General features: G+C 66.4%; 24 protein-coding genes. 13 read left to right on the top strand and 11 right to left on the bottom strand.

Features of this window, described 5'->3' with window-relative positions:
- The first annotated feature begins 67 nt into the window (after positions 1-67).
- From glpX to ACFDS3_RS10875, 7 genes are all read left to right on the top strand, one after another.
- Positions 68-1,048: a class II fructose-bisphosphatase gene (gene glpX, locus ACFDS3_RS10905; protein ID WP_375262379.1), complete on the top strand. Its 981-nt coding sequence runs from the start codon at positions 68-70 to the stop codon at positions 1,046-1,048.
- Positions 1,048-1,728: an orotate phosphoribosyltransferase gene (locus tag ACFDS3_RS10900; protein WP_375262390.1), complete on the top strand. Its 681-nt coding sequence runs from the start codon at positions 1,048-1,050 to the stop codon at positions 1,726-1,728. Before glpX ends, ACFDS3_RS10900 begins: the two co-directional genes overlap by 1 nt.
- Before the next feature lie 195 nt (positions 1,729-1,923).
- Positions 1,924-3,420, top strand: coding sequence for a replicative DNA helicase (locus tag ACFDS3_RS10895; RefSeq protein WP_375262378.1), 1,497 nt, complete (start codon positions 1,924-1,926; stop codon positions 3,418-3,420).
- Between the two features lie 78 nt (positions 3,421-3,498).
- A complete protein-coding gene (gene alr, locus ACFDS3_RS10890) occupies positions 3,499-4,536 on the top strand; it encodes an alanine racemase (protein ID WP_375262377.1) in 1,038 nt (345 codons plus the stop codon).
- A gap of 220 nt (positions 4,537-4,756) precedes the next feature.
- Complete coding sequence (locus ACFDS3_RS10885) at positions 4,757-5,449, top strand: DNA repair protein (protein ID WP_375262376.1); 693 nt, start codon at positions 4,757-4,759, stop codon at positions 5,447-5,449.
- Positions 5,450-5,485: 36 nt separating this feature from the next.
- Positions 5,486-6,853: a DNA repair protein RadA gene (radA, locus tag ACFDS3_RS10880; protein ID WP_375262375.1), complete on the top strand. Its 1,368-nt coding sequence runs from the start codon at positions 5,486-5,488 to the stop codon at positions 6,851-6,853.
- Positions 6,854-6,865: 12 nt separating this feature from the next.
- Complete coding sequence (locus ACFDS3_RS10875) at positions 6,866-7,420, top strand: CvpA family protein (RefSeq protein WP_375262374.1); 555 nt, start codon at positions 6,866-6,868, stop codon at positions 7,418-7,420.
- A 4-nt stretch (positions 7,421-7,424) separates the two neighbouring features.
- On the opposite strand, the gene ACFDS3_RS10870 is transcribed toward ACFDS3_RS10875, so the two are convergent.
- Together ACFDS3_RS10870 and ACFDS3_RS10865 are read right to left on the bottom strand one after the other, a co-directional pair.
- Positions 7,425-8,297: a DMT family transporter gene (locus ACFDS3_RS10870; RefSeq protein WP_375262373.1), complete on the bottom strand. Its 873-nt coding sequence runs from the start codon at positions 8,295-8,297 to the stop codon at positions 7,425-7,427.
- Positions 8,294-8,890: a LysE/ArgO family amino acid transporter gene (locus ACFDS3_RS10865; RefSeq protein WP_375262372.1), complete on the bottom strand. Its 597-nt coding sequence runs from the start codon at positions 8,888-8,890 to the stop codon at positions 8,294-8,296. The genes ACFDS3_RS10870 and ACFDS3_RS10865 overlap by 4 nt, the downstream gene beginning before the upstream one ends.
- A gap of 92 nt (positions 8,891-8,982) precedes the next feature.
- Here ACFDS3_RS10865 and ACFDS3_RS10860 point away from each other — a divergent pair, with 92 nt between their 5' ends.
- Positions 8,983-9,255 carry a DksA/TraR family C4-type zinc finger protein gene (locus tag ACFDS3_RS10860; protein WP_375262371.1) on the top strand — a complete coding sequence of 91 codons (273 nt, stop codon included), beginning with the start codon at positions 8,983-8,985 and terminating at the stop codon, positions 9,253-9,255.
- A gap of 3 nt (positions 9,256-9,258) precedes the next feature.
- Here ACFDS3_RS10860 and ACFDS3_RS10855 read toward each other — a convergent pair whose 3' ends face one another.
- From ACFDS3_RS10855 to ACFDS3_RS10835, 5 genes are all read right to left on the bottom strand, one after another.
- Positions 9,259-9,999, bottom strand: coding sequence for a YebC/PmpR family DNA-binding transcriptional regulator (locus ACFDS3_RS10855; RefSeq protein ID WP_375262370.1), 741 nt, complete (start codon positions 9,997-9,999; stop codon positions 9,259-9,261).
- Positions 10,000-10,102: 103 nt separating this feature from the next.
- On the bottom strand, positions 10,103-10,417 hold the full coding sequence (locus ACFDS3_RS10850; RefSeq protein ID WP_375262369.1) for a hypothetical protein: 315 nt from the start codon (positions 10,415-10,417) through the stop codon (positions 10,103-10,105).
- A 5-nt stretch (positions 10,418-10,422) separates the two neighbouring features.
- Entirely contained in the window at positions 10,423-12,204 is a 1,782-nt protein-coding gene (locus tag ACFDS3_RS10845; protein ID WP_375262368.1) for an SLC13 family permease, read from the bottom strand.
- A gap of 85 nt (positions 12,205-12,289) precedes the next feature.
- A complete protein-coding gene (locus ACFDS3_RS10840) occupies positions 12,290-12,568 on the bottom strand; it encodes a hypothetical protein (protein ID WP_375262367.1) in 279 nt (92 codons plus the stop codon).
- The gene (locus ACFDS3_RS10835) at positions 12,555-15,320 is read right to left on the bottom strand and encodes a glutamine-synthetase adenylyltransferase (RefSeq protein WP_375262366.1); all 2,766 of its coding nucleotides are present in this window, start codon (positions 15,318-15,320) and stop codon (positions 12,555-12,557) included. Before ACFDS3_RS10835 ends, ACFDS3_RS10840 begins: the two co-directional genes overlap by 14 nt.
- A 75-nt stretch (positions 15,321-15,395) precedes the next feature.
- Here ACFDS3_RS10835 and ACFDS3_RS10830 point away from each other — a divergent pair, with 75 nt between their 5' ends.
- From ACFDS3_RS10830 to ACFDS3_RS10810, 5 genes are all read left to right on the top strand, one after another.
- Positions 15,396-15,878 (top strand): YbaK/EbsC family protein, encoded by a 483-nt coding sequence (locus tag ACFDS3_RS10830; protein WP_375262365.1) that lies wholly within the window; start codon positions 15,396-15,398, stop codon positions 15,876-15,878.
- Positions 15,879-15,966: 88 nt separating this feature from the next.
- Complete coding sequence (locus ACFDS3_RS10825; protein WP_375262364.1) at positions 15,967-16,380, top strand: DUF2852 domain-containing protein; 414 nt, start codon at positions 15,967-15,969, stop codon at positions 16,378-16,380.
- A 55-nt stretch (positions 16,381-16,435) separates the two neighbouring features.
- Positions 16,436-16,885, top strand: coding sequence for an RDD family protein (locus ACFDS3_RS10820; protein WP_375262363.1), 450 nt, complete (start codon positions 16,436-16,438; stop codon positions 16,883-16,885).
- Between the two features lie 68 nt (positions 16,886-16,953).
- On the top strand, positions 16,954-17,787 hold the full coding sequence (locus ACFDS3_RS10815; protein ID WP_375262362.1) for an arginyltransferase: 834 nt from the start codon (positions 16,954-16,956) through the stop codon (positions 17,785-17,787).
- Positions 17,788-17,801: 14 nt separating this feature from the next.
- Positions 17,802-18,710 carry an AEC family transporter gene (locus ACFDS3_RS10810; protein WP_375262361.1) on the top strand — a complete coding sequence of 303 codons (909 nt, stop codon included), beginning with the start codon at positions 17,802-17,804 and terminating at the stop codon, positions 18,708-18,710.
- Between the two features lie 36 nt (positions 18,711-18,746).
- On the opposite strand, the gene ACFDS3_RS10805 is transcribed toward ACFDS3_RS10810, so the two are convergent.
- The 4 genes from ACFDS3_RS10805 to ACFDS3_RS10790 form a co-directional block, all read right to left on the bottom strand.
- Positions 18,747-20,189: an NAD(P)(+) transhydrogenase (Re/Si-specific) subunit beta gene (locus ACFDS3_RS10805; RefSeq protein ID WP_375262389.1), complete on the bottom strand. Its 1,443-nt coding sequence runs from the start codon at positions 20,187-20,189 to the stop codon at positions 18,747-18,749.
- Between the two features lie 13 nt (positions 20,190-20,202).
- Entirely contained in the window at positions 20,203-21,771 is a 1,569-nt protein-coding gene (locus ACFDS3_RS10800; RefSeq protein ID WP_375262360.1) for a Re/Si-specific NAD(P)(+) transhydrogenase subunit alpha, read from the bottom strand.
- A 98-nt stretch (positions 21,772-21,869) separates the two neighbouring features.
- Positions 21,870-22,307 carry a methyltransferase family protein gene (locus tag ACFDS3_RS10795; RefSeq protein WP_375262359.1) on the bottom strand — a complete coding sequence of 146 codons (438 nt, stop codon included), beginning with the start codon at positions 22,305-22,307 and terminating at the stop codon, positions 21,870-21,872.
- A 76-nt stretch (positions 22,308-22,383) separates the two neighbouring features.
- Positions 22,384-22,863, bottom strand: a 480-nt coding sequence (locus tag ACFDS3_RS10790) for an aminopeptidase N C-terminal domain-containing protein (protein ID WP_375262358.1), incomplete at its 5' end; no start/stop codon positions are given.

Here is a 22,863-nt window from a genome sequence, read left to right as displayed (position 1 = left end):
AACAGCCTTGTGCGCCGTGCTACGTGCTTGCTAGGACGCAGGCAACCGCGACAAGGAGACGCTTTCGATGGCCACGCCAGATTTCAACGACCGGATGCTATCCTTGGGCCTCGCCCGTGTCTCCGAGGCGGCGGCGCTTGCGTCTGGCCGCTGGGTCGGCCGCGGTGACGAAAAGGCCGCCGATCAGGCCGCCGTCACGGCCATGCGTGACCAGCTGAACAAGCTGTCCATCCGCGGCACCGTGGTCATCGGCGAGGGCGAGCGCGACGAGGCGCCGATGCTTTTTATCGGCGAAGAGGTCGGCACCGGCGAAGGTCCCGAGGTGGACATCGCGCTCGACCCTCTCGAAGGGACCACACTGACCGCCAAGGACATGCCGAACGCGCTGACCGTGATCGCGATGGGTCCGCGCGGCTCTCTGTTGCACGCGCCGGACGTCTACATGGAAAAGCTCGCCGTCGGACCCGGCCTGCGCCCCGGCGTTGTCACGATGGACATGAGCCCGGCCGAGCGCGTCTCGGCGCTGGCCTCGGCCAAGGGCGTGTCGACCAATGACATCACGGTCTGTGTGCTGGAACGGCCGCGCCACGTGGACATGATCGCCGAACTGCGCACCACCGGCTGTGCGATTCGCCTGATCACCGACGGCGACGTCGCCGGCATCATCCATTGCGCCGAACCGTCGACCGGCATCGACATGTACATGGGCTCGGGCGGCGCGCCCGAGGGGGTGCTTGCTGCCGCCGCGCTGAAATGCATGGGCGGCCAGATGTACGGCAAGCTCACCTTCCGCGACGACGCCGAGCGTGGCCGGGCCGAGAAGGCCGGCGTGAAGAACTTCGATCGGGTCTATACGCGCGATGATCTGGTCCAGGACGACGTGATCTTTGCCGCGACCGGCGTGACCGACGGCTCGATGGTGCCCGGCATCAAGCGCGAGCCCGGCTATTTCACGACCGAGACGATCCTCATGCGCTCCAAGACCGGGTCGGTCCGGCGCATGACCTATCGCAACCCGATCGAGCGCTCGCCCACGGGTAACAAATGATGATCCCCAGCGGGTTTCCCGACAAGGCCGAGATCTCGCGACTTTCGGCCGCTATGCTGCTCGAGATCAAGGCGGTGCACTTCAACGCGGGCGAACCGTTCACGCTCGCCAGTGGGCTGCCCTCGCCCACCTATATCGACTGCCGCAAGTTGATCTCGTTCCCCCGGATCCGCTCGACTCTGATGGACTTCCTCGCCGTGACGGTCATGCGCGAGGCGGGGTTCGAGGCGTTCGACAACATCGCCGGGGGCGAGACGGCGGGGATTCCCTTTGCCGCGCTCGTAGCGGAACGGCTGGCCCTGCCGATGACTTACGTGCGCAAGAAGCCCAAAGGCTACGGCCGCAATGCCCGGATCGAGGGCGCGATGTCGGAAGGACAGCGCGTGCTGCTGGTCGAGGATCTGACGACGGATGGCGGATCCAAGCTGTCCTTCGTGGATGCGATTCGCGAGACGGGCGCAAGCTGTGCGCATACGGCTGTGATCTTCTCGTACGGGATCTTTCCCGAGACCGAGAAGACGCTGAGCGACCACAGCGTAAAGCTCCATTCCTTGTGCACCTGGTGGGACGTGCTCGAGGCGGCTAAGGCCTCGGGCTCGTTCGGTGCGCCGACGCTTCAGGCGGTCGAGTCATTCCTGCAGGACCCCCGCGCCTGGCAAGCGGCCCGCAGCGGCGGCTAACCCTGTGGAAAGTCGGGGATAGTTTTCCCACGGTCTGCAAGCCGCTCATCATATTGCGCTCCGCTTCGTGCAGGGCGCAACATCCACGGCTTGCGGCGGTATTCAGCCTGATACTTATCCCGGCTTGATTGCGCGCCTCGCGGGGGGCTATCTCGCTCGACACGGGGGCCGAACAGAAAGCAGGGGAGAGGGACGATGAACCAGATCGCACCGTTCGCGCAGGGCGCGAGCGAAGGGGATGAAAAAGCCAACCTGCTGCCCCACAACGTCGAGGCCGAGCAGCAGCTTCTAGGCGCCATTCTCACCAATAACGACGTCTACGACCAGGTCGCGAGCGTCATCGACGAGAGCCACTTCTACGACCCCGTCCATGCCCGCATCTACGAGGTCGCGGCCGCGCGAATCGCCAAGAACGCTCTGGCTTCGCCCGTGACGCTGAAGGCGTTCCTTGAGGATGACGAGGGCCTCAAGGAGCTTGGCGGCCCGTCCTACCTCGTGCGCCTCGCGGGTGCCGCAATCTCTTCCTATGCCGCGCGAGACTACGCGCAGATGCTCTATGATCTCGCGATCCGGCGGAAGCTGATCGAGCTGGGGCGCGAGATCTCATCGAAGGCCGGCAAGGTCGATATCTCGTCCGAACCGAAGGAGCAGATCGTCGAGGCCGAACAGGCGCTCTACAAGCTGGCCGAGGCTGGGCAGGCCTCGCAGGGCTTCCAGTCCTTCCTGCGCGCAGTGACCGATGCCGTGAACGTCGCCAACGCCGCCTACCAGCGCGAGGGCGGCCTCGCCGGCATTTCGACCGGGCTCGTCGATCTCGACAAGAAGCTGGGCGGTCTGCACAAGTCGGACCTTCTGATCCTCGCCGGGCGCCCGTCGATGGGCAAGACATCGCTCGCCACGAACATTGCGTTCAACATCGCCAAGGCCTACCGCAAGGGGACGCGGCCCGACGGCACCGAAGGCGCGATCGAAGGCGGCATCGTCGGGTTCTATTCGCTCGAGATGTCGGCAGAACAGTTGGCCGCACGTATCCTTTCTGAAGCCGCCGAGGTCCCGTCCGAGCAGATCCGCCGCGGCGACATGAACGAGACCGAATTCCGGCGCTTCGTCGAGGCCGCCAAGTCGCTGGAAGCCTGCCCGCTCTATATCGACGACACGCCCGCGCTGCCGATCTCGCAGCTTGCGGCACGCGCGCGGCGCCTGAAGCGCGAACACGGTCTCGACGCGCTGATTGTGGACTACCTCCAGCTCGTGAAAGGCACGGGCAAGGGCGACAATCGGGTCAACGAGATTTCGGAGATTTCGCAGGGACTGAAGGCAATCGCGAAAGAGCTCGACATTCCTGTCATCGCGCTGTCGCAGCTGTCGCGGCAGGTCGAAAGCCGCGAGGACAAGCGCCCGCAGCTATCCGACCTTCGAGAATCGGGCTCAATCGAGCAGGACGCCGACGTCGTGATGTTCGTGTTCCGTGAGGAATACTACAAAGAACGCGAAAAGCCCGGCGACCACGAGCTCGAGCGCATGGCGACCTGGCAGGAAGAGATGGAGCGCCTGCACGGTCGCGCGGAGGTCATCATCGGCAAGCAGCGCCACGGGCCGATCGGCTCGGTCGACCTGTCTTTCGAGGGCCGGTTCACGCGCTTCGGAAACCTCGTTCAGCCTTGGCAGCAAGGGTCGAGCCAGGAGTTCTGAGTTGGCTGCGGGGCGGAACCGCCGTCACAACCCGCGCCCTCTCTTGACCCCATCCGGCTTTCTAGGCACCTGCGAGTCATGGCAACCGCACAACTCACTATCGATCTCGCGGCGCTCGCCGCAAACTGGCGCGCTCTCGACGCCCTCTCCGCCCCGTCGGTCGAGACTGCCGCAGTGGTCAAGGCAGACGGCTATGGCTTGGGCGCGGGGCAGGTCGCGCGTACCCTTTTCGACGCAGGTGCGCGGCGGTTCTTCGTCGCCGTAGCCGAAGAGGGCGCGACAATCCGCGAGGCGGTCGGGCCGGACGCAGAGATCTGCGTCTTCTCGGGCCACATGGCGGGCGATGCCGATGCCATCGTTGCGCACAGGCTGATCCCCATGCTCAACTCGATCGAGCAGCTCACCCGGCACTTCGAGACGCTGCCGGGCCACCCGTTCGGCGTGCAGCTCGACACCGGGATGAACAGGCTGGGGCTTGAGCCCGTGGAGTGGTCGGCGGCGCGGCAACTGGTCCTGCAGCAGAACCCGGTCCTGGTGATGAGCCACCTCGCCTGTGCCGACGATGCGTCTGATCCGATGAACCAGCGCCAGCTCGCGACCTTCCGTGACATGACGCGCGGGGTCGACCTTCCGCTGTCGCTTGCGGCGACCGGGGGCATCCTCATGGGCGAAGACTATCACTTCAATGTGACCCGGCCCGGCATCGGGCTCTATGGCGGGCTGCCATTCACGGACGCGCAGCCGGTCGTGCGCCTGACGATCCCCGTGATCCAGGTCCGCGACATCGCCGCTGGTGAGATCGTCGGCTATGGCGGCTCGTGGCTGGCCGATGCGCCGACCACGGTCGCGACTCTGTCCGGCGGATACGCGGACGGGCTGATCCGTGCGATGGGAAACGAGGCGGTCCTGTTCCACGGCGACGTGCCCTGCCCCCTTGTGGGACGGGTTTCGATGGACTTGTTGACGGTCGATGTCAGCCACCTGCCCGAGATTCCCGAATCACTCGACATCCTCGGCCCGTACCAGAGCGTGGATGATCTCGCGGACGCGGCCGGCACCATCGGCTACGAAATTCTGACCGGCCTCGGCCCCAGATATAGCCGTCGCTACACCTGAGTCCCGATTGGGCGCGACAGAATTCCCGCATCTCCAGACAATCTGCCCCCGGTTCCGCCGCGACCAGCGCTTAGCGGAACCAAATACCGCGGCTTTGTATTAGCGTGGAAAGCGGAATATTGCCGACGCAGACCACGGGGGAAAGTGAGAGATGCAGCCGCGCCGAACACCTTACGTACCAATGTCGGTCTATTTTCAGTGGGTTTCTGCGGGGATCCTGTTGGCTGCCACCATGGCTGCCTTCGCGGTTACGGTCGCGGGGTTCCTTGGCCTCATGCCGATGTTAACTTTGCCCTTGCAATTCGGAGACATCGTCTACCCGCAAGCGGGCGCCGCGATCCAGGTCGGGCTTGTCGTGATCCTTGTCGCGATCTGCAGCACTCTTCCCTCGGGCTTCCGGGTTCGGCGGCTTGAGACGTCGCACCGCGACTTTTCGATCTGCATGTCCGACGTGGCCGAGGCCTACCAGCTTTGCCACGCCGCGGACCGACAAGGGGCCTTCAACCTCGCCACCGAATACGACGCGGTGAAAGAGCGGATCATGTACTTGCGCAGCCACCCCGATCTGCACGAGCTTGAGCCCGAGATCCTAGAAGCTGCGGCCGAAATGTCCTACGCCAGCCGTGAACTGGCCGAGATCTACTCGGACGAGAACGTCTCCCGCGCTCGTGGCTTCCTGAAGCACCGCGAGGAAGAGATCGCGCTCTTTGAGGACAAGATTGATCGCGCCCTGTCGATCAGCCGCGAACTGCGACGCCACAAGGAGGCCGTCGAGGTCGAGGAAGCGGCAATGGAGAATCGTCTGCACACCCTCGAGGAAGAGTTCGGCGGGCTCCTGAACGAGCTTGGCTTCTCGCGCAGCCGCACCCCCGCGAACGTCATCTCGCTGCCGCACGCGACAGCGGCCGAGTAACTTGCCCCTGCCCCGTGCGCGGGGCAGAAGGGCGGCATGGCGAAATCCCCCCTTACCTTCATCTGCCAGTCCTGCGGCGCGACCTATTCCAAGTGGTCGGGCCGTTGTGACGCGTGCGGTGCCTGGAACACCATCGTCGAAGAGCAGCCGCTGTCCGCCGGCCCCGCGTCCAAGTCGCTGGGGACCAAGCGCGGCAAGGGCATGGTGCTGACCGATCTCTCGCGCGAAGAGGCACCTCCGCCCCGCGCCGCCAGCGGCATTGTAGAGCTTGACCGGGTGCTGGGCGGCGGGCTCGTCCCCGCCTCGGCGATCCTCGTGGGGGGCGACCCCGGGATCGGCAAGTCGACGCTTCTTCTGCAGGCGGCGGCAAGCTTCGCCAAGTCAGGAACGTCCTGCATCTACATCTCGGGCGAGGAAGCCTCGGCCCAGGTGCGGATGCGGGCCCAGCGGCTCGGCCTCGCTCAGGCACCGGTGAAGCTGGCGACCGAAACGAACCTGCGCGACATCCTGACGACGCTCGAGGCCGAGAAGCCGGACCTCGCGATCATCGACTCGATCCAGACCATGTGGGCCGATAACGTCGAGGCCTCGCCCGGCTCGGTCAGCCAGGTGCGCGCCGCCGCGCACGAGCTGACGCGATTTGCCAAGCGCCACGGAGTCGCGGTGATCCTCGTCGGGCACGTGACGAAGGAGGGGCAGATCGCCGGCCCCCGCGTGGTCGAACACATGGTGGACACGGTCCTCTACTTCGAAGGCGAGCGCGGCCACCAGTTCCGCATCCTGCGCGCGGTCAAGAACCGCTTTGGACCCGCAGACGAGATCGGCGTGTTCGAGATGACCGGCGACGGACTTGCCGAAGTCGCCAACCCTTCGGCCCTGTTCCTCGGCGATCGCGAGCAGCCGCAGCCGGGTGCTGCGGTCTTTGCCGGCATCGAAGGGTCGCGCCCCGTCCTGTGCGAGATTCAGGCGCTGGTCGCCCCCAGTCCCCACAGCCAGCCGCGGCGGTCCACGGTGGGTCTCGATAGCGGCCGGCTTGCGATGATCCTCGCCGTGCTCGAGGCACGCTGCGCGATCCCCTTCTCGGGGCTCGACGTCTATCTCAACGTCGCCGGCGGCCTTCGCGTACGCGAACCGGCGGCCGATCTCGCGGTCGCAGCCGCGCTCTTGTCGGCCCGCGAGGATGTGGCCCTGCCGCCGCAATCGGTCGTCTTCGGCGAGATCAGCCTGTCGGGATCGCTGCGCCCCGCCGGGCAGGCGGAAAACAGGTTGAAAGAGGCGAGCAAACTTGGTTTCTCCACCGCGATCGCGCCGGCCCAGACGAAGGCCCTCGCCGGAGAGGACATGGCCCTGCGCCAGTATGCCGATTTGGCGGGACTCGTCGGTGACATATTCGGCGCCGGCTAGGAGAAAGACTGAATGGACGGCTTCACCATCGTGGACGCGATCGTCGCGCTGACCCTCGTGGTCTCGGCGATCTTGGCCTATTCCCGCGGCTTGGTGCGCGAGACCATGGCCATCGCCGGGTGGATCGTCGCCGCCGTCGCGGCCTTTGCCTTCGCTCACGTGGCCCAACCGCTGGTGCAGGAAATCCCCTACATCAATCGCTACCTGGCCGACAGTTGCGAGCTGTCAATCATCTTCGCCTTCGCGGCCGTGTTCGCGGTGATGCTGGTGGTGATGTCGATTTTCACTCCGCTACTCGCGGGCGCGGTACAGGATTCGGCGCTGGGCCCCATCGACCGGGGGCTCGGCTTCGTTTTCGGGGTGGCGCGGGGCGTGCTTCTGGTCGCGGTGGCCTTCGTCGTCTACGACCGCGTGGCTGTCACCGACCCGATCCCGGCCGTCGAAGGCTCGCGCACGGCGAACGTGTTCGCCCGGTCGGAAGAGGCGATCAACGAGTCGCTGCCCGACGACGCGCCGGGCTGGATCGTGCAGCGCTACGAAAGCCTCGTCTCGGTCTGCGGCGCCTGATCGCTCAGGGCGCGACTGGCGGTGTCTCGGGGCGCCGCCGAGCCTCGCGGAACGAGATGATGACGACCGCGCCCACGATGATCGTGCCCCCGGCGAGCACGAAGCTGTCCACCCCCTCGCCGAACACCGCCCAACCAAGGATCGTGGCCCAGACGAGCTGAAGGAACGTCACCGGCTGCGTCACGCTGATCGGTGCCGACTTGAAGGCCAGCGTCATCGTCAGGTGCCCGGTGGTCGCCAGCGTCGCCACCAGGAACAGCCATCCGATCTCGTCCCAGGTGGGCCAGACCCAGACGGCGATGGCCGCCGGCGCAAGCCCCAGGGTCGTCCAGACGGACAGCATCGCCACGACCACGGCGGGCGACACCTCATCCGACATTACCTTGGCGATCATGTAGGAACAGGCGAACAACAGCGCCGTACCCATCATCGCCATGTGTCCGGGGCCAACTTCGCGGAAGCCTGGGCGAAGGATCAGCACGACACCAATCAAGGCCGCCAGGATCGCGCCGCCCCGCGCCCACGAAAATGTCTCGTTCAGGAAGAGCGCGGCGAGGATGGTGATGTAGACGGGCGACAGGTAGTTCAGCGCCGTAACCTCGGCGATGGGAATGCGCGTCATTGCGAAGAACCACAGGATCACACCAACCGAGTGGATCAGGCCACGCAGTGCAAAGAAACCCATGCGCCGCGCGTCGAACTTCGTCCGGCGGATTGCGCCCAGCAGAGGTAGCAGGAACACCAGCCCCAGCAGATAGCGCAGGAACGCGGCCTCGGCCGCCGGAACACGGCCGCCCAGGTGCTTCACCGTCGCGGTGACGCCGACGAAGAGGAACCCCGTCACCACCATCCACAGGAATCCGGTCACTTGTTTCATGCGCTCACCAGTTTCACAGCCAGCGCCAGCATGGTCAGCCCCACGATCACGTCGAGCCAGCGCCAAGCCGACGGTCTGGCAAACCGCGGCGACAGAAGCCGCGCGCCGTAGCCGAGGGAGAAGAAGAACACGAAGGACGCCGTCACCGCACCCAGGCCGAAGCCGAACGGCCAGGGCGCGTGGCTCGAGACCGATCCCAGGAGGACGACGGTGTCCAGGTAGACATGCGGGTTCAGCCATGTCAGCGCGAGGCAGGTCGTCACGGTCCGCGACAGCCCGCCCGCCCCATTATCCGCCGCTTCAAGCGCCTGCCCGCCCCGCCACGCCGACCGCAACGAGATACCGCCATAGGCGATCAGGAAGGCCGCACCGCCGAAGGTGAAGACCGGCGTGATCCATGGCGCGGCCTCGACCAGCCAGCCGAAGCCCGCGACGCCGGCCGCGATCAGCACCGCGTCCGACAGCGCGCAGGTCAGGACGACTGCCAGCACGTGGGACCTGCGCAAGCCTTGGCGCAGGACGAAGGCGTTCTGTGCACCAATGGCGAGGATCAGGGAAAGACCCAGGGCAAAGCCCGAGAGAACTGAGGACATGGACCCTGATTAGGTTCCGCCTCGGATCGCGTCCAGAGCGGGGCTGCAAACTGCCGCGCAAAACCCTAAATTCAGGGGAAGGAGGACGCACAATGGCAGGTGGCTGGAGCCGCGACGGCGCAGTGAACGAGCAGATCGAGGCCTCGATCGAGGACGAGTTGAACCGGCTGAAGGCGCGGCGCGGGCCGGGCGCCCTGCCCTCGCGCGAGACCTGCGCCGAGTGCGATGAGCCGATCCCCGAGAGGCGCCGGACGGCGATCCCGGGTGTGCAGCTTTGCATCGACTGCCAGTCAGAGAGGGACGGCGTCCGTCGACCCGCCGCGAGTTTCAACCGCCGCGGATCGAAAGACAGTCAGCTCAAGTAGCGCTCAGAGCTGCGCCATGACAGCGTCGGAGGTCTCGAAATTGGCGGTGACGTTCTGCACGTCGTCATCGTCGTCGAGCGCATCCATCAGCTTCATCAGCTTCTGCATGCCTTCGAGGTCGAGCTCTGTCGTGGTTTGGGGACGCCAGACCAGCTTGGTGGACTCGGATTCGCCCAGCTGCTCTTCCAGCGCCGTGGCGACCTCGTTCAGGTCGGTGTCCGCGCACCAGATCACGTGCGCCTCATCCGAGCTTTCGACGTCCTCGGCACCGGCCTCGATCGCGGCAAGCATCACGTCGTCGGCGCTGCCCACATCGGCCGAGTAGATCACCTGGCCCTTGCGGTCGAACATGAAGGACACGCTTCCCGTCTCGCCCAGGTTGCCGCCGTTCTTCGAGAAGGTCGAGCGCACGACCGACGCGGTCCGGTTGCGGTTGTCGGTCATCGCCTCGACGATGACGGCCACGCCACCGGGGCCGTAGCCCTCATAGCGGATCTCTTCATAGTTCTCGGCGTCGCCGCCCTGCGACTTCTTGATCGCGCGGTCAATCACGTCCTTGGGGACCGAGCTTGACTTCGCTTCTTTCACCGCAAGACGCAGGCGCGGATTCTTTTCCGGGTCGGGATCGCCCATCTTGGCCGCGACGGTGATCTCCTTCGCCAGCTTCGAGAACAGCTTGGACCGCGCCGCGTCCTGACGTCCCTTGCGATGCTGGATATTCGCCCACTTGGAATGGCCGGCCATGATAACTCGCTCCGATGTCCCTTGGATCGGCCGGGATATAATGCAGGCGGTTGGGCGCGTTCAAGCCTCGCCGTCGTCTCTGCACGCTGAATTCACCATCACTTCAGTCCGTTGGCGCAAAGCCGCGCGTCCCGCCGGGGGCGGTCAGGACCACCCAGGGCTCTTGCGCGGCGGGCACCAGCGGCTGGCGCGGGCGCGATGCGGGCCTGTGGACCTTGACCGGCCATGTATGGGGGCACCCGCGGAATGAAGCACTCCACTGGCCGGCCGCGCCCTCGCGGACCGCGGTGCAGAACGCGCCGTCGGTCATTCGCGCGGTGACCGTGTCGCGATACAGCGTCACCTCGCGCGCCGCGACGGGTCCGGTCTGGACCTGCGGTACGGCACAGGCGGCCAGAAGCGGGAGAAGCAGCAGCATGCGGGTCATTGCAGCGGCCAGATGAGCGGGATGAAGATGCTGGCCGAGCAGGCAAGCAGCAGGTTCATCGGGATGCCGACCTTCAGGTAGTCGGTGAACTTGTACCCGCCGGGACCGAAGACCAACATGTTCGTCTGGTAGCCGATCGGCGTCGAGAATGCCGACGAGGCCGCGAACATCACCGCCACCACAAGCGCCCGCGGATCATAGCCCAACGACGTGGCAATGCCGATCGCGATAGGCGTGAAGATGACGCCGACGGCGTTGTTCGACACCATCTCGGTCAGGGTCGAGGCCATGACATAGATGACGAACACCAGGGCCATCGGCGGCAGGTTCGACAGCCAGGGCGAGAGCCAGTTGGCCAGCATCTCGACAGCGCCGGACGTTTCAAGCGCCGCACCCACGGCCAGCATCGCGAAGATCAGCGCAAGAAGCTGCCCCTCGATGAACGAGAACGCCTCGTCTGCATCGATGCAGCGGGTCAAGAGAATCACGGCCACCGCGACGACGGCCAGCCCCAGGATCGGCGCGACGCCAAGCGCCGACAGCACGACGACCCCGATGAGGGAGCCGACGGCAATCGGGGCCTTCTGTCGGCGATACGCCTGTGCCTGCGGGCGGGACATGTCGAGCAGGTCCATGTCGGTCGCGAGGCGCTGGATGTCCGCCGGCGCTCCTTCGAGGAGAAGCGTATCCCCCACCCGCACCACGATGTCGTCGAGTTGGCGGCCCACGTTCTGGTTCCGCCGGTGCACGGCCAGCGGATACACACCGTAGCGGCGGCGCAGGCGCATGGCTCCCAGCGACCGGCCGATCATCCGGCAGCCCGGAGAGATCAGCACCTCGACCGTTTCCGTCTCGACCGAGGACAGGCGGTCCACCCCTCGCAGATCCCGGCTTTCCTGCAGGCTGAGAAGCTCCTCCATCTCGGTCCTGAGCACCACCCTGTCGCCGGCTTCAAGCGTTACCACACCGAGGTTTCGCCGGAGGGATGCGTCCCCGCGCAGCACGTCCACCACCCGTCCGCCCTGCCGCTTGAACGCCTCGACCTCCAGCACGCTGGCGCCGATCAGGGACGAACCGTCAGGGATCGCAACTTCGGTAAAGTACTTCATCCGCCGCCGCTCGGACAGCATCGTGCCGATCGAGGCGCGGTCCGGCAGAAGGCGGCGTCCTATGAAGGCAAGATATGCCCCGCCGACGGCGATCTGTATCGCGCCAAGCGGCGCGATTTCAAAGATCGAGAACGCCTCTAGTCCGCTCGACCGGGCCACGCCATCCACCAGAAGGTTCGTCGATGTGCCGATCAGCGTCAGCGTGCCGCCGAGGATCGCGGCATAGGACAATGGGATCAGCACCTTCGAGGGCGGCACACCCATGCGCTTGGCGAGTTGCACGAAGACGGGGATCATCACGACCACGACAGGCGTGTTGTTCATCACCGCCGACCCCAGCGCGACCGCCATAAGCGTGATGACGAGCGTGCGGATCGGGCGTGTTTCCGCGCGGGCGTCGGCGACCTCGGTCAGGTAATTCAGCGCTCCCGTGCGGACGAGGCCACCCATGATGATGAACATCGCCGCGATGGTCCAGGGCGCGGGGTTGGCCAGCATGGCGAGCGCTGACTCGTAGGGTAGCAGCCCCGTCGCGAACATCAGTGCGGCGCCGCCTATGGCGACAACCTCGGTCGGATAGGTCTCGCGCGCGAAAAGGACGAACATCCCCACCACGATCGCGAAGCTCAGGAAGGCGGTGGCCGTGGGGTCGAGTAAATTCGCTATCATGCCTGATTCCGGGCAAATCTCGTGGACATTAGCCGCCGATTTCCGGGGCGCAAGCCAGATCGGAGCCGGAACCGAACGTCAGGCCTTACCCGTCACCCCGGCGCCGCCCGGCCCAGCCGCCGCGCCGCGTCGGTGGGGCGGTCTCCGCCAAAGCCTCTCGGAGGATGCCACTCATGGGATGTTTGCGCGGGCGGCCCTGGTGAAGCGCCAGCAGTTGCGCGGCGGCCTCGTGCGGCGGAAGATCCTCGGGAAGCGAAAGTGCCCAGTCGAGGAAGATCGACCGGCACTCGGCTTCGGTGATACCGTCCATGCGGAAGCTCTCGGCGATCAGCCCCTTCGGGTCCGACGCGTCACCCTTGACCATATAGCACCTCCCGCACCGCGCCTGCCGCCGCCTCTGCCTGCGCCACGATCCTGTCCGACAACGCAGAGAGCGTCTCGGCCCCCGTTTCGCGCAGTAGCATCTCTTCGCCCGCCGCGCCAAGGTCGGACGGTTCGAACCGATCCTCGACCAGCAGGCGCTTGACGTCCTGCACGCGGCTGAACAGCCGATGGGACTCGTTCAGCACGGCCGCAGTCTCGTCTGGCAGAAGGCCCTTCGCGGCGCCCGCACCGATCTGTTCCGCGGGCGCGCGGGCGTCCGAACCAGCCAGAAGGCCCACGGTCTGCGCGGTAAGCTCGATCTCGGTCAGGTGGCCCGGCCCGGCCTTCATGTCCCAAGGGCCGCCCCGCTTCGCCTCCGCCAGCCGGTCGAGCATCGTGCGCGCGTCGGCGATAATCTGAGCGGCATCGTGATCGGCGCAGATCACGTCGCGGCGGATGACGTCCACATCCTCGATCAGGGACGCTCCGCCTGCAATTCCACGGGCGCGGGTCAGGGCCAGATGCTCCCACGTCCACGCCTCTTCTCGCTGATACGCGTCGAAGGCCGAAAGCGCGGTCGCAACGGGACCCTGCTTGCCCGAGGGGCGCAGGCGCATGTCCACCTCGTAGAGCTTTCCCTCGGCCGTCGGCGCGCTGAGTGCGGTCACAAGCGCCTGCGTCAGCCGCGCGTAGTATGTGCGCGCCGGCAGCGGCCGGCGGCCTTCGGACTGCTCGACCCCGGCCGCGTCGTAGATGACAATAAGGTCCAGATCGGATCGCGCCGTCAGGTGTCCCGCTCCAAGCGATCCCATCCCCAGCACGATCGCACCCCTCCCCGGCGGCGCCCCGTGCTTGCCCGCGAATTCGGCGATCACGGCGGGCCAGAGCGCGCGGATCACCGCCCCCGCGAGGTCCGCGTATTGCCGTCCGGCTTCGGCCCCGTCGATCAGCCCCCGCAGGTGGTGCACGCCGGTGCGGAAATGCCAGTCGCGCGCCCAGGACCGCGTGGCGTCAAGCTGGCGTTCGTAGTCCATCTCCTCGCCCAGATGGCGAGACAGATCGCGCGCCAGTTCGTCCTCGCCCGGCCAGTCCGTGAAAAATTGCCCGCCCAGCACCGCGTCGAGCACGCCCGCGTTACGGCTGAGATAGGCCGACAGTTCCGTCGTGGTGCCGGCGATGTCGGCGATCAGGGTCAGAAGCTCCGGGTTCGCCTCGAAGAGCGAAAACAGCTGCACCCCCGCCGGAAGGCCGCGCAGGAAACCGTCGAAATGCACGAGCGCCCGGTCCGGACGCGGCCCCGCCAAAAGGCGCTTCAACAGGGCCGGCTTGATCCGGTCGAAGATGTCGAGCGCGCGTTCCGACCGAAGCGCGGGAACGCCGCGCCAGCCCTCGACGAGGCGCGCCTGTTCCTCGGTCAGGTCGGGGCCGGATGCGGCGGGCTCGGTCGGGGCAAAGAAACGCTCGGTCAGGTCCGAGACCCGCTCGAGCCGCTGGACAAGCTCCTTTCGCAGGTCGTCCTCTGCCCGCCCGAGGAAGGCGGCAAGGCGCGCGAATCCCTCGGCATCGTCGGGCAGCGCGTGGGTCTGCTGGTCGCCGATCATCTGGATGCGATGCTCGACCTCGCGGTGCGCGGCGTAATCCGTGGCGAGTTGCTGTGCCGTGTCCTCGTCCACCCAGCCGGCGGCGGTCAGGCGGTTGAGCCCTTCGACCGTGCCGCGCACCCGCAGGCCGGGATCGCGGCCGCCGGCGATGATCTGGAGGGTCTGGGTGAAGAACTCGATCTCGCGGATGCCGCCGCGGCCGAGCTTCATGTCGTGCCCTTCGAGCCGGATCGCCCCGCCAAGGCCCCTGTGGTCGCGAATCCGCAGTCGCATGTCGTGGGCGTCGCGAATGGCGGCGAAGTCGAGGTGGCGGCGCCAGACGAAGGGGCTGAGGTCCGCGAGATAGCTTTCGCCCGCCCGGATGTCCCCGGCGCAGGGGCGCGCCTTGATGTGGGCGGCACGCTCCCACGTGCGTCCGAGGGATTCGTAGTAGCGCAGGGCGGCCGCCATGCCGAGGCAGACGGGAGTCACCGCAGGGTCGGGTCGCAGGCGCAGATCGGTGCGGAAGACGTAGCCGCCGCGGTCGGTCTCGGACAGCAGGCGCGCGGCGCGCTGCGTCGCCTTCACGAGGCTTGACCGCGCGGCATGCACGTCGTCAGGCGCGTAGGCGCCCTCGTCGAACAGGCAGATCAGGTCGATGTCCGAGGAGTAGTTGAGCTCGAACGCGCCCATCTTGCCCATGGCAAGGGCGACGAAACCACCTGCCTCGCTGTCAGTCGCCGGCAGGCGTCCACGACCTGTTTCGGCGTCGACCTCGCGGCGGAAGGCGCGATCCGCGGCCAGGTCGGCCAGCCGTGTCAGCGCGCCGGTAACGTCGCCCAGTGACCAGACGCCGCCGCAATCGCAAAGCCCGGCCAGCAGGGCCACGCGCCGCTTTGCCTGCCGCAGGGCGTCGCCCAGATCGGCCGCCTCGGCGGTGTTGGCGTCCGACAGGATCTCCTGAAGCACCGTCTCGGGCGATGTATCGAGCGCCACGCGAAGCCAATCGCTCTCGGTCTCGATCAGGCGGCGCAGATAGGGGCTGCACCCGGCGACACCGGCGACGAGATCCCGGACCGGCTCGGGCATTTCGCCCAGCACAGAGACGGCCTCGGCCGCTCGGTCGCGGTCGAAGGGATCGGGCGCGCGGGTGATGCGGTTGGCGAGCGACATGCGCCAGTGATCGCGCATGGGGGGGCAAGGTCAAGCATCTTGCGCAGATCGCTGGATCGGGGCACGAACGCGACCATGAGCAAGAGCCTGAAACGCGTCATCCGCGCCCTCGCCGATCTCGGCCTTTCCGCCCCGACGGAGGTCAAGGAACAGACCCGCACCGCACAAGAGGCCGCCGACGTGCTTGGCGTGTCGCTCGACCAGATCGGCAAGTCCATCATCCTGTGCGGCGAGGAAAGCGGTCAGGTCTTCCTGTTTCTCACCGCCGGCGGCAATCAGGTGGATACCGACCGCGCCGCCGCCCTTGCGGGCGAGCCCTTGGGCCGCGCCGATGCGCAGCTGATCCGCGAGACGACGGGCTTTGCGATCGGTGGCGTCTCTCCGCTGGGGCATGTCCGCCCGACGCCGACCTGGATGGACCGGCGGCTGCTGGATTTCGACGTGATCTGGTGCGCGGCCGGCACGCCGCGGCACAACTTCCCCGCGGATCCCAGCGTCCTTGCGACCGCCATCGGCGCACAGATTGCGGATTTCGCCGCCCCCGCCGAAAAAATGTGAAAACCCTTCACATACCCTCTTGCGGGCCCGAAGCGGACAACCCACCTGATGTGATGTAACGCACATTAACATCCAGCAGGAGGATTACATGACCAGTTTCGCCGACACCCCCGCTCATCGTCCGAACCCGTTGATCCGCGCCGAGGAATGGCTCGACCGCCGCGGCCGCGCGGGATGGATCGCCGCCATGGTCCTTGGCTTCGTCTTCGTCTGGCCGGTTGGCCTGGCGGTACTGGCCTACATGCTTTGGGCCAACAAGTTCTCGCTGTCCGGCAAGGGTTGCGGGATGCGCCGGCGGGCCAGCTTCCGCCAGCAGACCACCGGCAACGCGGCCTTCGACGCTTACCGGGCCGAGACCATCCGCCGGCTCGAGGACGAGCAGGCCGCCTTCGAGGGGTTCCTCAAGCGTCTTCGCGAAGCTCGTGACAAGGCCGAGTTCGACCAATTCATGGACGAGCAGGGCCGTGCCAAGCAGTCGTCTGACGACAAGGACGCTGCCTGAGCCCTTCGCCCGCCCCTTCCACGGGGCGGGCGCACCGCCTATGTGAGAGAACATGATGACCGCCGCATTCGGACTGCCAGATCCCTACCGTGACACCGCCTTCTATGACGACGTCGCCGTCAAGCGCGGCCTTGCCTGGGTGGTGGACGTCATCTGCATCACGACGCTGTCGCTTCTACTGACACCGCTGACGCTGTTCACGTCGATCCTCTACTTCCCGCTGTTCTACGTCATGGTCGGCTTTGTCTATCGGACCGTGTCGATCGCGAAATGGTCCGGAACGCCCGGAATGCGGTTGATGTCGGTCGAGCTGCGGGACGCAAGCGGCCGGCGCTTCGACCTCGCGACAGCCGCGCTGCACACGCTGGGCTATACGGTATCGTGGACATTCTTCCCGCTTCAACTGCTGTCGGGTGCGCTGATGCTTGGCACCGCGCGGAAGCAGGGACTCAGCGACCTTGTCCTCGGCTCGGCGGCGATCAACCGCTCCGCGCTCGACATGTGAACGAACGCGGGGTTGGCGAAGGCGAAGCCCCGCGCTACCGTCCCTCTCGATGAGCTTTCCGAGGGCCCATGCGACACACCCTTCCCATCGCGCCGCAGTTCTACGTGACGGCGCCACAATCATGTCCGTACCTTCCTGACCGGGTCGAGCGGAAGCTTTTCACCGCGCTCTCGGGCGACAACGCGCAGCTGCTGAACGACACCTTGTCCAAGCAGGGCTTCCGTCGCAGCCAGAACGTCCTCTATCGGCCGTCCTGCGCGGAATGCTCCGCTTGCCTCTCGGCGCGTATTCGGGTCGCCGATTTCGCGCCGAACCGTACCCAGCGCAAGATCATCAACCGCAACGCCGCGATCACCCGCACCGCCAACGCACCCTGGGCGACCGAGGCACAGTACGAGCTGTTCCGCACCTATCTCGACAGCCGGCACGCCGATGGCGGCATGGCCGACATGGACATCTTTGAATTCGCCGCGATGATCGAGGAAACTCCGATCCGCAGCCGCGTCGTCGAATATAGCCGTCCAGACTCTGAGGCGGGGTCGAGCGACCTCGTCGCCGTGTGCCTGACGGACGTGCTCGAGGATGGGTTGTCGATGGTGTATTCCTTCTACGATCCCGCGGCCGAGCGGCAATCGCTGGGCACCTACGCCATTCTCGACCATGTCGAGATCGCGCGCGAGGCTGGCCTGCCCTACGTCTACCTCGGCTACTGGGTGCCGGGGTCGCCCAAGATGGGCTACAAGTCCCGCTTCGATGCGCTCGAGATCTACAAGGGCGGCCAGTGGCAGCCCATCGGTGAGCCTGCCGAGCACGAGGACGAGACGCACCCGCTGTCCACCGATCCCATCGCCGAGCAGGTCGCCAAGCTCGACCTGCCGGACTCGATGTCGCGGCACGACTGAGCCCACGCGCGGGCATGCTCTTCGTCACGATCTGGCCCGTCTTTGCGCTGATCTGCCTCGGGTTCGTGCTGAGGCGGGCGGGCTTTCCCGAACCCGGTTTCTGGCCCGCGGCCGAGCGGGCGAACTATGTCCTGCTCTTTCCCGCGCTGCTGGTTTCGACCTTGGCGACCGCACCGGTGCGCGACCCGGACATCCTGCGACTGGGTGGCGCGGTCGTCGTCATGATCGGCATTGCTGCCCTGCTCATGCTCCTTTTCCGCCGCGTCCGCCCGATGCCCGCGCGGCGCTTTGGGCCAGCGTTGCAGGGTGTCGTGCGGTTCAACACCTACCTCGGCCTCGCCATCGTGGCGAGCCTTTCGGGCGAGGCGGGCCTCGAGCGCGCGGCCGTCCTTCTGGCCGTCGCCGTGCCGCTGGTGAACGTGCTGTCGGTCATGGCGCTGACCGATGGCGCGGCGGCAGGCGGCATCCGTGGACTTGTCCAGCCGGTCCTGCGCAACCCCCTGATCCTCGCCTGCCTCATCGGGATCGCGATTGCCCTCGTCGGCTCCGGCCTGCCCCACGGGACGGGGCGCTTCCTGGAATTGATCGCCCAGGCGAGCCTGCCGCTCGGCCTACTGTGCGTAGGGGCGGCGCTTCGGCCGGCAGCGATGCGGCGAGACATGCTCCCCCTTTTCGCCAACACCCTCGTCCGTCTCTTCGCCATGCCGGCTCTTGCGGTGCTGGTCGCAGGGGCCGTGGGGCTGGGCGGGGTCGAGACGCTGGTGCTTGTCGTTTTTGCCGCAATCCCCTCGGCTCCGACAGCTTACGTGCTGACCCAGCAGCTTCGCGGAGACGGAGAGCTGATGGCCGGCATCGTAACCGCTCAGACCGTTGGGTCTGTCCTGACGATCCCGGTGGTGCTGTCGCTGGCGGGGCTGGGATAGGAAAAGGCCGCCCCAAAGGGGCGGCCCGTGTGTCGGTCAGAGCTTTTGCAGGACCGCCTGCACCGAGTCCTTGGCGTCGCCATAGAGCATCCGCGTATTCTCCTTGAAGAAAAGCGGGTTCTCGATGCCGGAGTAGCCTGTCCCCTGCCCCCGCTTCGAGACGATGACCTGGTTCGCCTCCCACACATGCAGGACCGGCATCCCGGCAATGGGCGAATTCGGGTCGTCGTTCGCCGCCGGATTCACGATGTCGTTCGAGCCGATGACGATCACAACGTCTGTCGAGGCGAAGTCGTCGTTGATCTCGTCCATTTCCAGCACGATGTCGTAGGGCACCTTCGCCTCAGCCAGGAGCACGTTCATGTGCCCGGGCAGACGTCCGGCGACGGGGTGAATGGCGAAGCGCACATTCTTGCCGGCGTCGCGCAGCTTCTTCGTCAGCTCGCTGACCGCCTGCTGCGCCTGCGCCACTGCCATGCCGTAGCCCGGCACGATAACGACGCTGTCGGCTTCCTTCAGCATGTCGGCGACACTGTCGACGTCCGTGGGCACCATCTCGCCCTCGACCGCCTGCTGCGGGCCGCTCGCGCCGCCGAAGCCGCCCAGGATCACGCTGACGAACTGCCGGTTCATCGCCTTGCACATGATGTAGGAGAGGATCGCCCCAGAGGAGCCCACCAACGCGCCGGTCACGATCAGAAGGTCGTTGCCCAACGTGAAGCCGATCGCCGCCGCCGCCCAGCCGGAATAGCTGTTCAGCATCGACACGACGACGGGCATGTCCGCGCCGCCGATCCCCATGATGAGGTGATAGCCGATGAAGCCCGCGATGATCGCGACAAGGAAGATCGTCCAGATCCCCGCCCCGCTGAAGTAGAAGATCCCGAGGATCAGGCACAGGATCAGCGCGCCGAGGTTCAGCATGTGGCCGCCGGGGAACTGCTTGGGCTTGCCGTCCACCTGCCCCGCGAGCTTGCCGTAGGCGATCACGGATCCGGTGAAGGTCACCGCACCGATGAAGATGCCAAGGAAGACCTCGACCCGCAGGATGCTGATCTCGACAGCGTCTTTCATCCACAGAAGTTCGCCGAAGCCGGTCAGGTCCGCTTGCTCCAAGGGGATGCCGGCTGCGCGCATCTCAAGGACGCCGCCCAGCATCAGGTCGGCGTTGAGCCCGATGAAGACCGCCGCGAGGCCCACGAACGAATGCAGTGCCGCGACGAGCTGCGGCATCTCGGTCATCTGCACCTTGCCGGCGATGTAATAGCCCGCGAAGCCCCCCGCCGCGATGGCAAGGATGATGAGCCACACGTTCTGCACGCCCGGCCCAAAGACCGTCGCGATGACCGCCAGCGCCATGCCGACGATGCCGTACCAGATCGCGCGCTTGGCGCTTTCCTGGTCCCTCAGCCCGCCGAGCGACAGGATGAAGAGGATGGCGGCGACGATATAGGCCGCCGACTGGAGTCCCGATTCAATCATCTCTGTTCCCTTACGACTTGACGAACATCGCGAGCATCCGGCGCGTCACCAGAAAGCCGCCGACGATGTTGATGGATGCGATGAGCACGCTGACGAGGCTGAGGAAGATCACGAGCCAGTTGCCCGACCCGATCTGCAGAAGCGCGCCCAGGATGATGATCCCCGAAATTGCGTTCGTCACCGCCATGAGCGGCGTGTGCAGGCTGTGGGCAACGCCCCAGATCACCTGGAAGCCGACGAAGCAGGCCAGCGCGAAGACGATGAAGTGGCTCATGAAGCTCTCGGGCGCGAAGGCACCGACGATCAGCATCAGCAGGGCCCCGATCCCGAGCAGCCCGACCTGATTGCGGGTCTGCGTGGCGAAGGCGGCCTTTTCCTCGGCGCGCCGTTCCTCGAGAGTCTTCTCCTTCGGCTTCTCGCGCTTCACCGGCTGGGCCTGCGCGGCCTGCTTGGGCTTCGGCGGCGGCCAGGTGACGTCGTTCTTGTGGGTGATCGTGGCACCCCGGATCACGTCGTCATCCATGTTGTGGTTGATATGGCCGTCCTTGCCGGGGGTCAGGTCGGTCAGCATGTGACGGATGTTGGTGGCGTAAAGGGTCGAAGACTGCTTCGCCATCCGGCTGGGGAAATCGGTGTAACCGATGATGACGACGCCGTTGTCGGTAACGATGCGCTGGTCCTTGACGGTCAGCTTGCAGTTGCCGCCCTTCTCGGCCGCGAGGTCGACGATGACCGAGCCCGGCTTCATGGCCTTCACCATGTCCTCGGTCCAAAGCTCGGGCGCCTCGCGGTTGGGGATCAGCGCCGTGGTGATGACGATGTCGACGTCTGGCGCCAGTTGGCGGAATCGGGCAAGCTGGGCCTCACGGAACTCGGGGCTCGACGGAGCGGCGTAACCCCCCTCGCCCGCGCCCTGCTCGCCCTCGAACTCGAGGTAGACGAACTGGGCGCCCATGGATTCGACCTGCTCTGCCACTTCGGGGCGCACGTCGAAAGCATAGGTCACAGCGCCGAGCGAGGTTGCCGTGCCAATGGCGGCAAGGCCCGCGACTCCGGCGCCTACGACCAGCACGCGCGCTGGCGGGACCTTGCCCGCAGCCGTGACCTGCCCGGTCAGGAAGCGCCCGAAGTTGTTCGCGGACTCGATCACTGCGCGGTAGCCGGCGATGTTGGCCATCGAGGACAGCGCGTCCATCTTCTGCGCGCGGCTGATCCGGGGAACCATGTCCATGGCGATCAGCGTCGCGCCCTTTTCGGCGGCGCGCTTCATCAGCTCTTCGTTCTCGGCCGGGTAGAAGAACGAGATGAGGGTCTGGCCCTCGCGCAGGCGCTCGACCTCGTCCTCGGTCGGCGGACGCACCTTGCCGATCACGTCGCACCGCTCGAACACGTCGGTGGCGGTCTCGACCACCTCGACGCCGGCCTCCCGATAGAGATCGTCCGAAATGTCCGCACGGGCGCCCGCGCCTGCCTCGATCACGCATTCATGGCCGAGCTTGCCGATCTGCTCGGCCGACTGGGGGGTGAGCGCGACCCGCGCCTCGCCCGCGTGGCTTTCTTTCACGACACCGAATTTCATGCGTCGTCACTCCCTCTTACCTGCCCGCGGACGGGCTTTGCGTGCGCATAGCCTGCGCAAGATTGTTTCGCAAGACGCCCTCTCGGCGTCCCGGATCGTTACACCCAGCGCCGGACACGGCGCGCCCAACCCTCGTATTCTTCCCCGAACCGGTGGCGAAGGCGCGCCTCTTCGGGAAGGATGAAGCGGAGCGTCAGGACCGTCATCAGCGGGACGACCAGCACGATGCCCCAGATCGGGCCCCACCACAGCGCTGCGCCCGCCAGCAGCAGCACATCGCCAAGGTAGATGGGGTTGCGCGACAGGACGAAGGGTCCGCCGGTGACCAGCGCCTCGGGCACCTGGCCGGGCATGACCGGCGTGCGCCGCGCCAGCATGGTCGCGACGGCCCAGACCATCAGGACCACCGCGGCCGAGATCAGCGCCACACCCATCACGTCCCAGATGCGCCCGGCCCCGCCGCCCCACTGGGGCAAGAGCCACAGGACGACAAGATGACCGACCGTCCAGACCGGCGGCAGATCCAACCAACGCATCGTCCGTGCCCCCTTCTTGACCCGGCGACACCCTACGCGAGGATCGCCGAGGGATGCCATGCCGATTCCGACCCCGTCAGCCGTCCACGCTGCCGAGGATGCGGGTCACCATCTCGGACGTGTCGCGGCTGAGCCCTTCGGCCCCGGCAATCCGCTCGAGCGCCTCGCGGGCAAGGTCCTGGCGGTCGCCGTCGTAGCGGCGCCAGGTCTCGAACATGGTGGTCATCCGGGCTGTCGTCTGCGGGTTCAGCGGGTCGAGCCGGATCAGCCAGTCCGCCAGCAGGCGATAGCCCGAGCCGTCTGCGGCGTGGAAGCCGGCGTGGTTGGCGCCCAACGCTCCGATCACCGCGCGGAAACGGTTCGGGTTCTTCCAGTCAAAGGCCGGATGCTGGGTCAGGCGCGCCGCCACGGCTGCGCCGGTCGCACCGGGCGCGTTGACCACCTGCAGGGTGAACCACTTGTCCATGACGAGCCGGTCGTCCTGCCAGCGGTCGTGGAAAGCCTGCACCTCGTCCGCACCCTGCCCGATGCGCAGCAGCGCCGACAGCGCCGCAAC

The sequence above is a fragment of the Palleronia sp. genome, from assembly GCF_042089775.1.
Classification (GTDB): domain Bacteria; phylum Pseudomonadota; class Alphaproteobacteria; order Rhodobacterales; family Rhodobacteraceae; genus Palleronia.
The sequence above is the reverse complement of the archived record's forward strand: the minus strand, read 5'-3'. Positions and strand labels throughout refer to the sequence as shown.

Excerpts from the sequence above, each read along its gene's own strand:
- glpX (WP_375262379.1), top strand. The coding sequence starts at position 68 with ATGGCCACGCCAGATTTCAACGACCGGATGCTATCCTTGGGCCTCGCC.
- ACFDS3_RS10900 (WP_375262390.1), top strand. The coding sequence starts at position 1,048 with ATGATCCCCAGCGGGTTTCCCGACAAGGCCGAGATCTCGCGACTTTCG.
- ACFDS3_RS10895 (WP_375262378.1), top strand. The coding sequence starts at position 1,924 with ATGAACCAGATCGCACCGTTCGCGCAGGGCGCGAGCGAAGGGGATGAA.
- alr (WP_375262377.1), top strand. The coding sequence starts at position 3,499 with ATGGCAACCGCACAACTCACTATCGATCTCGCGGCGCTCGCCGCAAAC.
- radA (WP_375262375.1), top strand. The coding sequence starts at position 5,486 with ATGGCGAAATCCCCCCTTACCTTCATCTGCCAGTCCTGCGGCGCGACC.
- ACFDS3_RS10875 (WP_375262374.1), top strand. The coding sequence starts at position 6,866 with ATGGACGGCTTCACCATCGTGGACGCGATCGTCGCGCTGACCCTCGTG.
- ACFDS3_RS10870 (WP_375262373.1), bottom strand. The coding sequence starts at position 8,297 with ATGAAACAAGTGACCGGATTCCTGTGGATGGTGGTGACGGGGTTCCTC.
- ACFDS3_RS10865 (WP_375262372.1), bottom strand. The coding sequence starts at position 8,890 with ATGTCCTCAGTTCTCTCGGGCTTTGCCCTGGGTCTTTCCCTGATCCTC.
- ACFDS3_RS10860 (WP_375262371.1), top strand. The coding sequence starts at position 8,983 with ATGGCAGGTGGCTGGAGCCGCGACGGCGCAGTGAACGAGCAGATCGAG.
- ACFDS3_RS10855 (WP_375262370.1), bottom strand. The coding sequence starts at position 9,999 with ATGGCCGGCCATTCCAAGTGGGCGAATATCCAGCATCGCAAGGGACGT.
- ACFDS3_RS10850 (WP_375262369.1), bottom strand. The coding sequence starts at position 10,417 with ATGCTGCTGCTTCTCCCGCTTCTGGCCGCCTGTGCCGTACCGCAGGTC.
- ACFDS3_RS10845 (WP_375262368.1), bottom strand. The coding sequence starts at position 12,204 with ATGATAGCGAATTTACTCGACCCCACGGCCACCGCCTTCCTGAGCTTC.
- ACFDS3_RS10840 (WP_375262367.1), bottom strand. The coding sequence starts at position 12,568 with ATGGTCAAGGGTGACGCGTCGGACCCGAAGGGGCTGATCGCCGAGAGC.
- ACFDS3_RS10835 (WP_375262366.1), bottom strand. The coding sequence starts at position 15,320 with ATGTCGCTCGCCAACCGCATCACCCGCGCGCCCGATCCCTTCGACCGC.
- ACFDS3_RS10830 (WP_375262365.1), top strand. The coding sequence starts at position 15,396 with ATGAGCAAGAGCCTGAAACGCGTCATCCGCGCCCTCGCCGATCTCGGC.
- ACFDS3_RS10825 (WP_375262364.1), top strand. The coding sequence starts at position 15,967 with ATGACCAGTTTCGCCGACACCCCCGCTCATCGTCCGAACCCGTTGATC.
- ACFDS3_RS10820 (WP_375262363.1), top strand. The coding sequence starts at position 16,436 with ATGACCGCCGCATTCGGACTGCCAGATCCCTACCGTGACACCGCCTTC.
- ACFDS3_RS10815 (WP_375262362.1), top strand. The coding sequence starts at position 16,954 with ATGCGACACACCCTTCCCATCGCGCCGCAGTTCTACGTGACGGCGCCA.
- ACFDS3_RS10810 (WP_375262361.1), top strand. The coding sequence starts at position 17,802 with ATGCTCTTCGTCACGATCTGGCCCGTCTTTGCGCTGATCTGCCTCGGG.
- ACFDS3_RS10800 (WP_375262360.1), bottom strand. The coding sequence starts at position 21,771 with ATGAAATTCGGTGTCGTGAAAGAAAGCCACGCGGGCGAGGCGCGGGTC.
- ACFDS3_RS10795 (WP_375262359.1), bottom strand. The coding sequence starts at position 22,307 with ATGCGTTGGTTGGATCTGCCGCCGGTCTGGACGGTCGGTCATCTTGTC.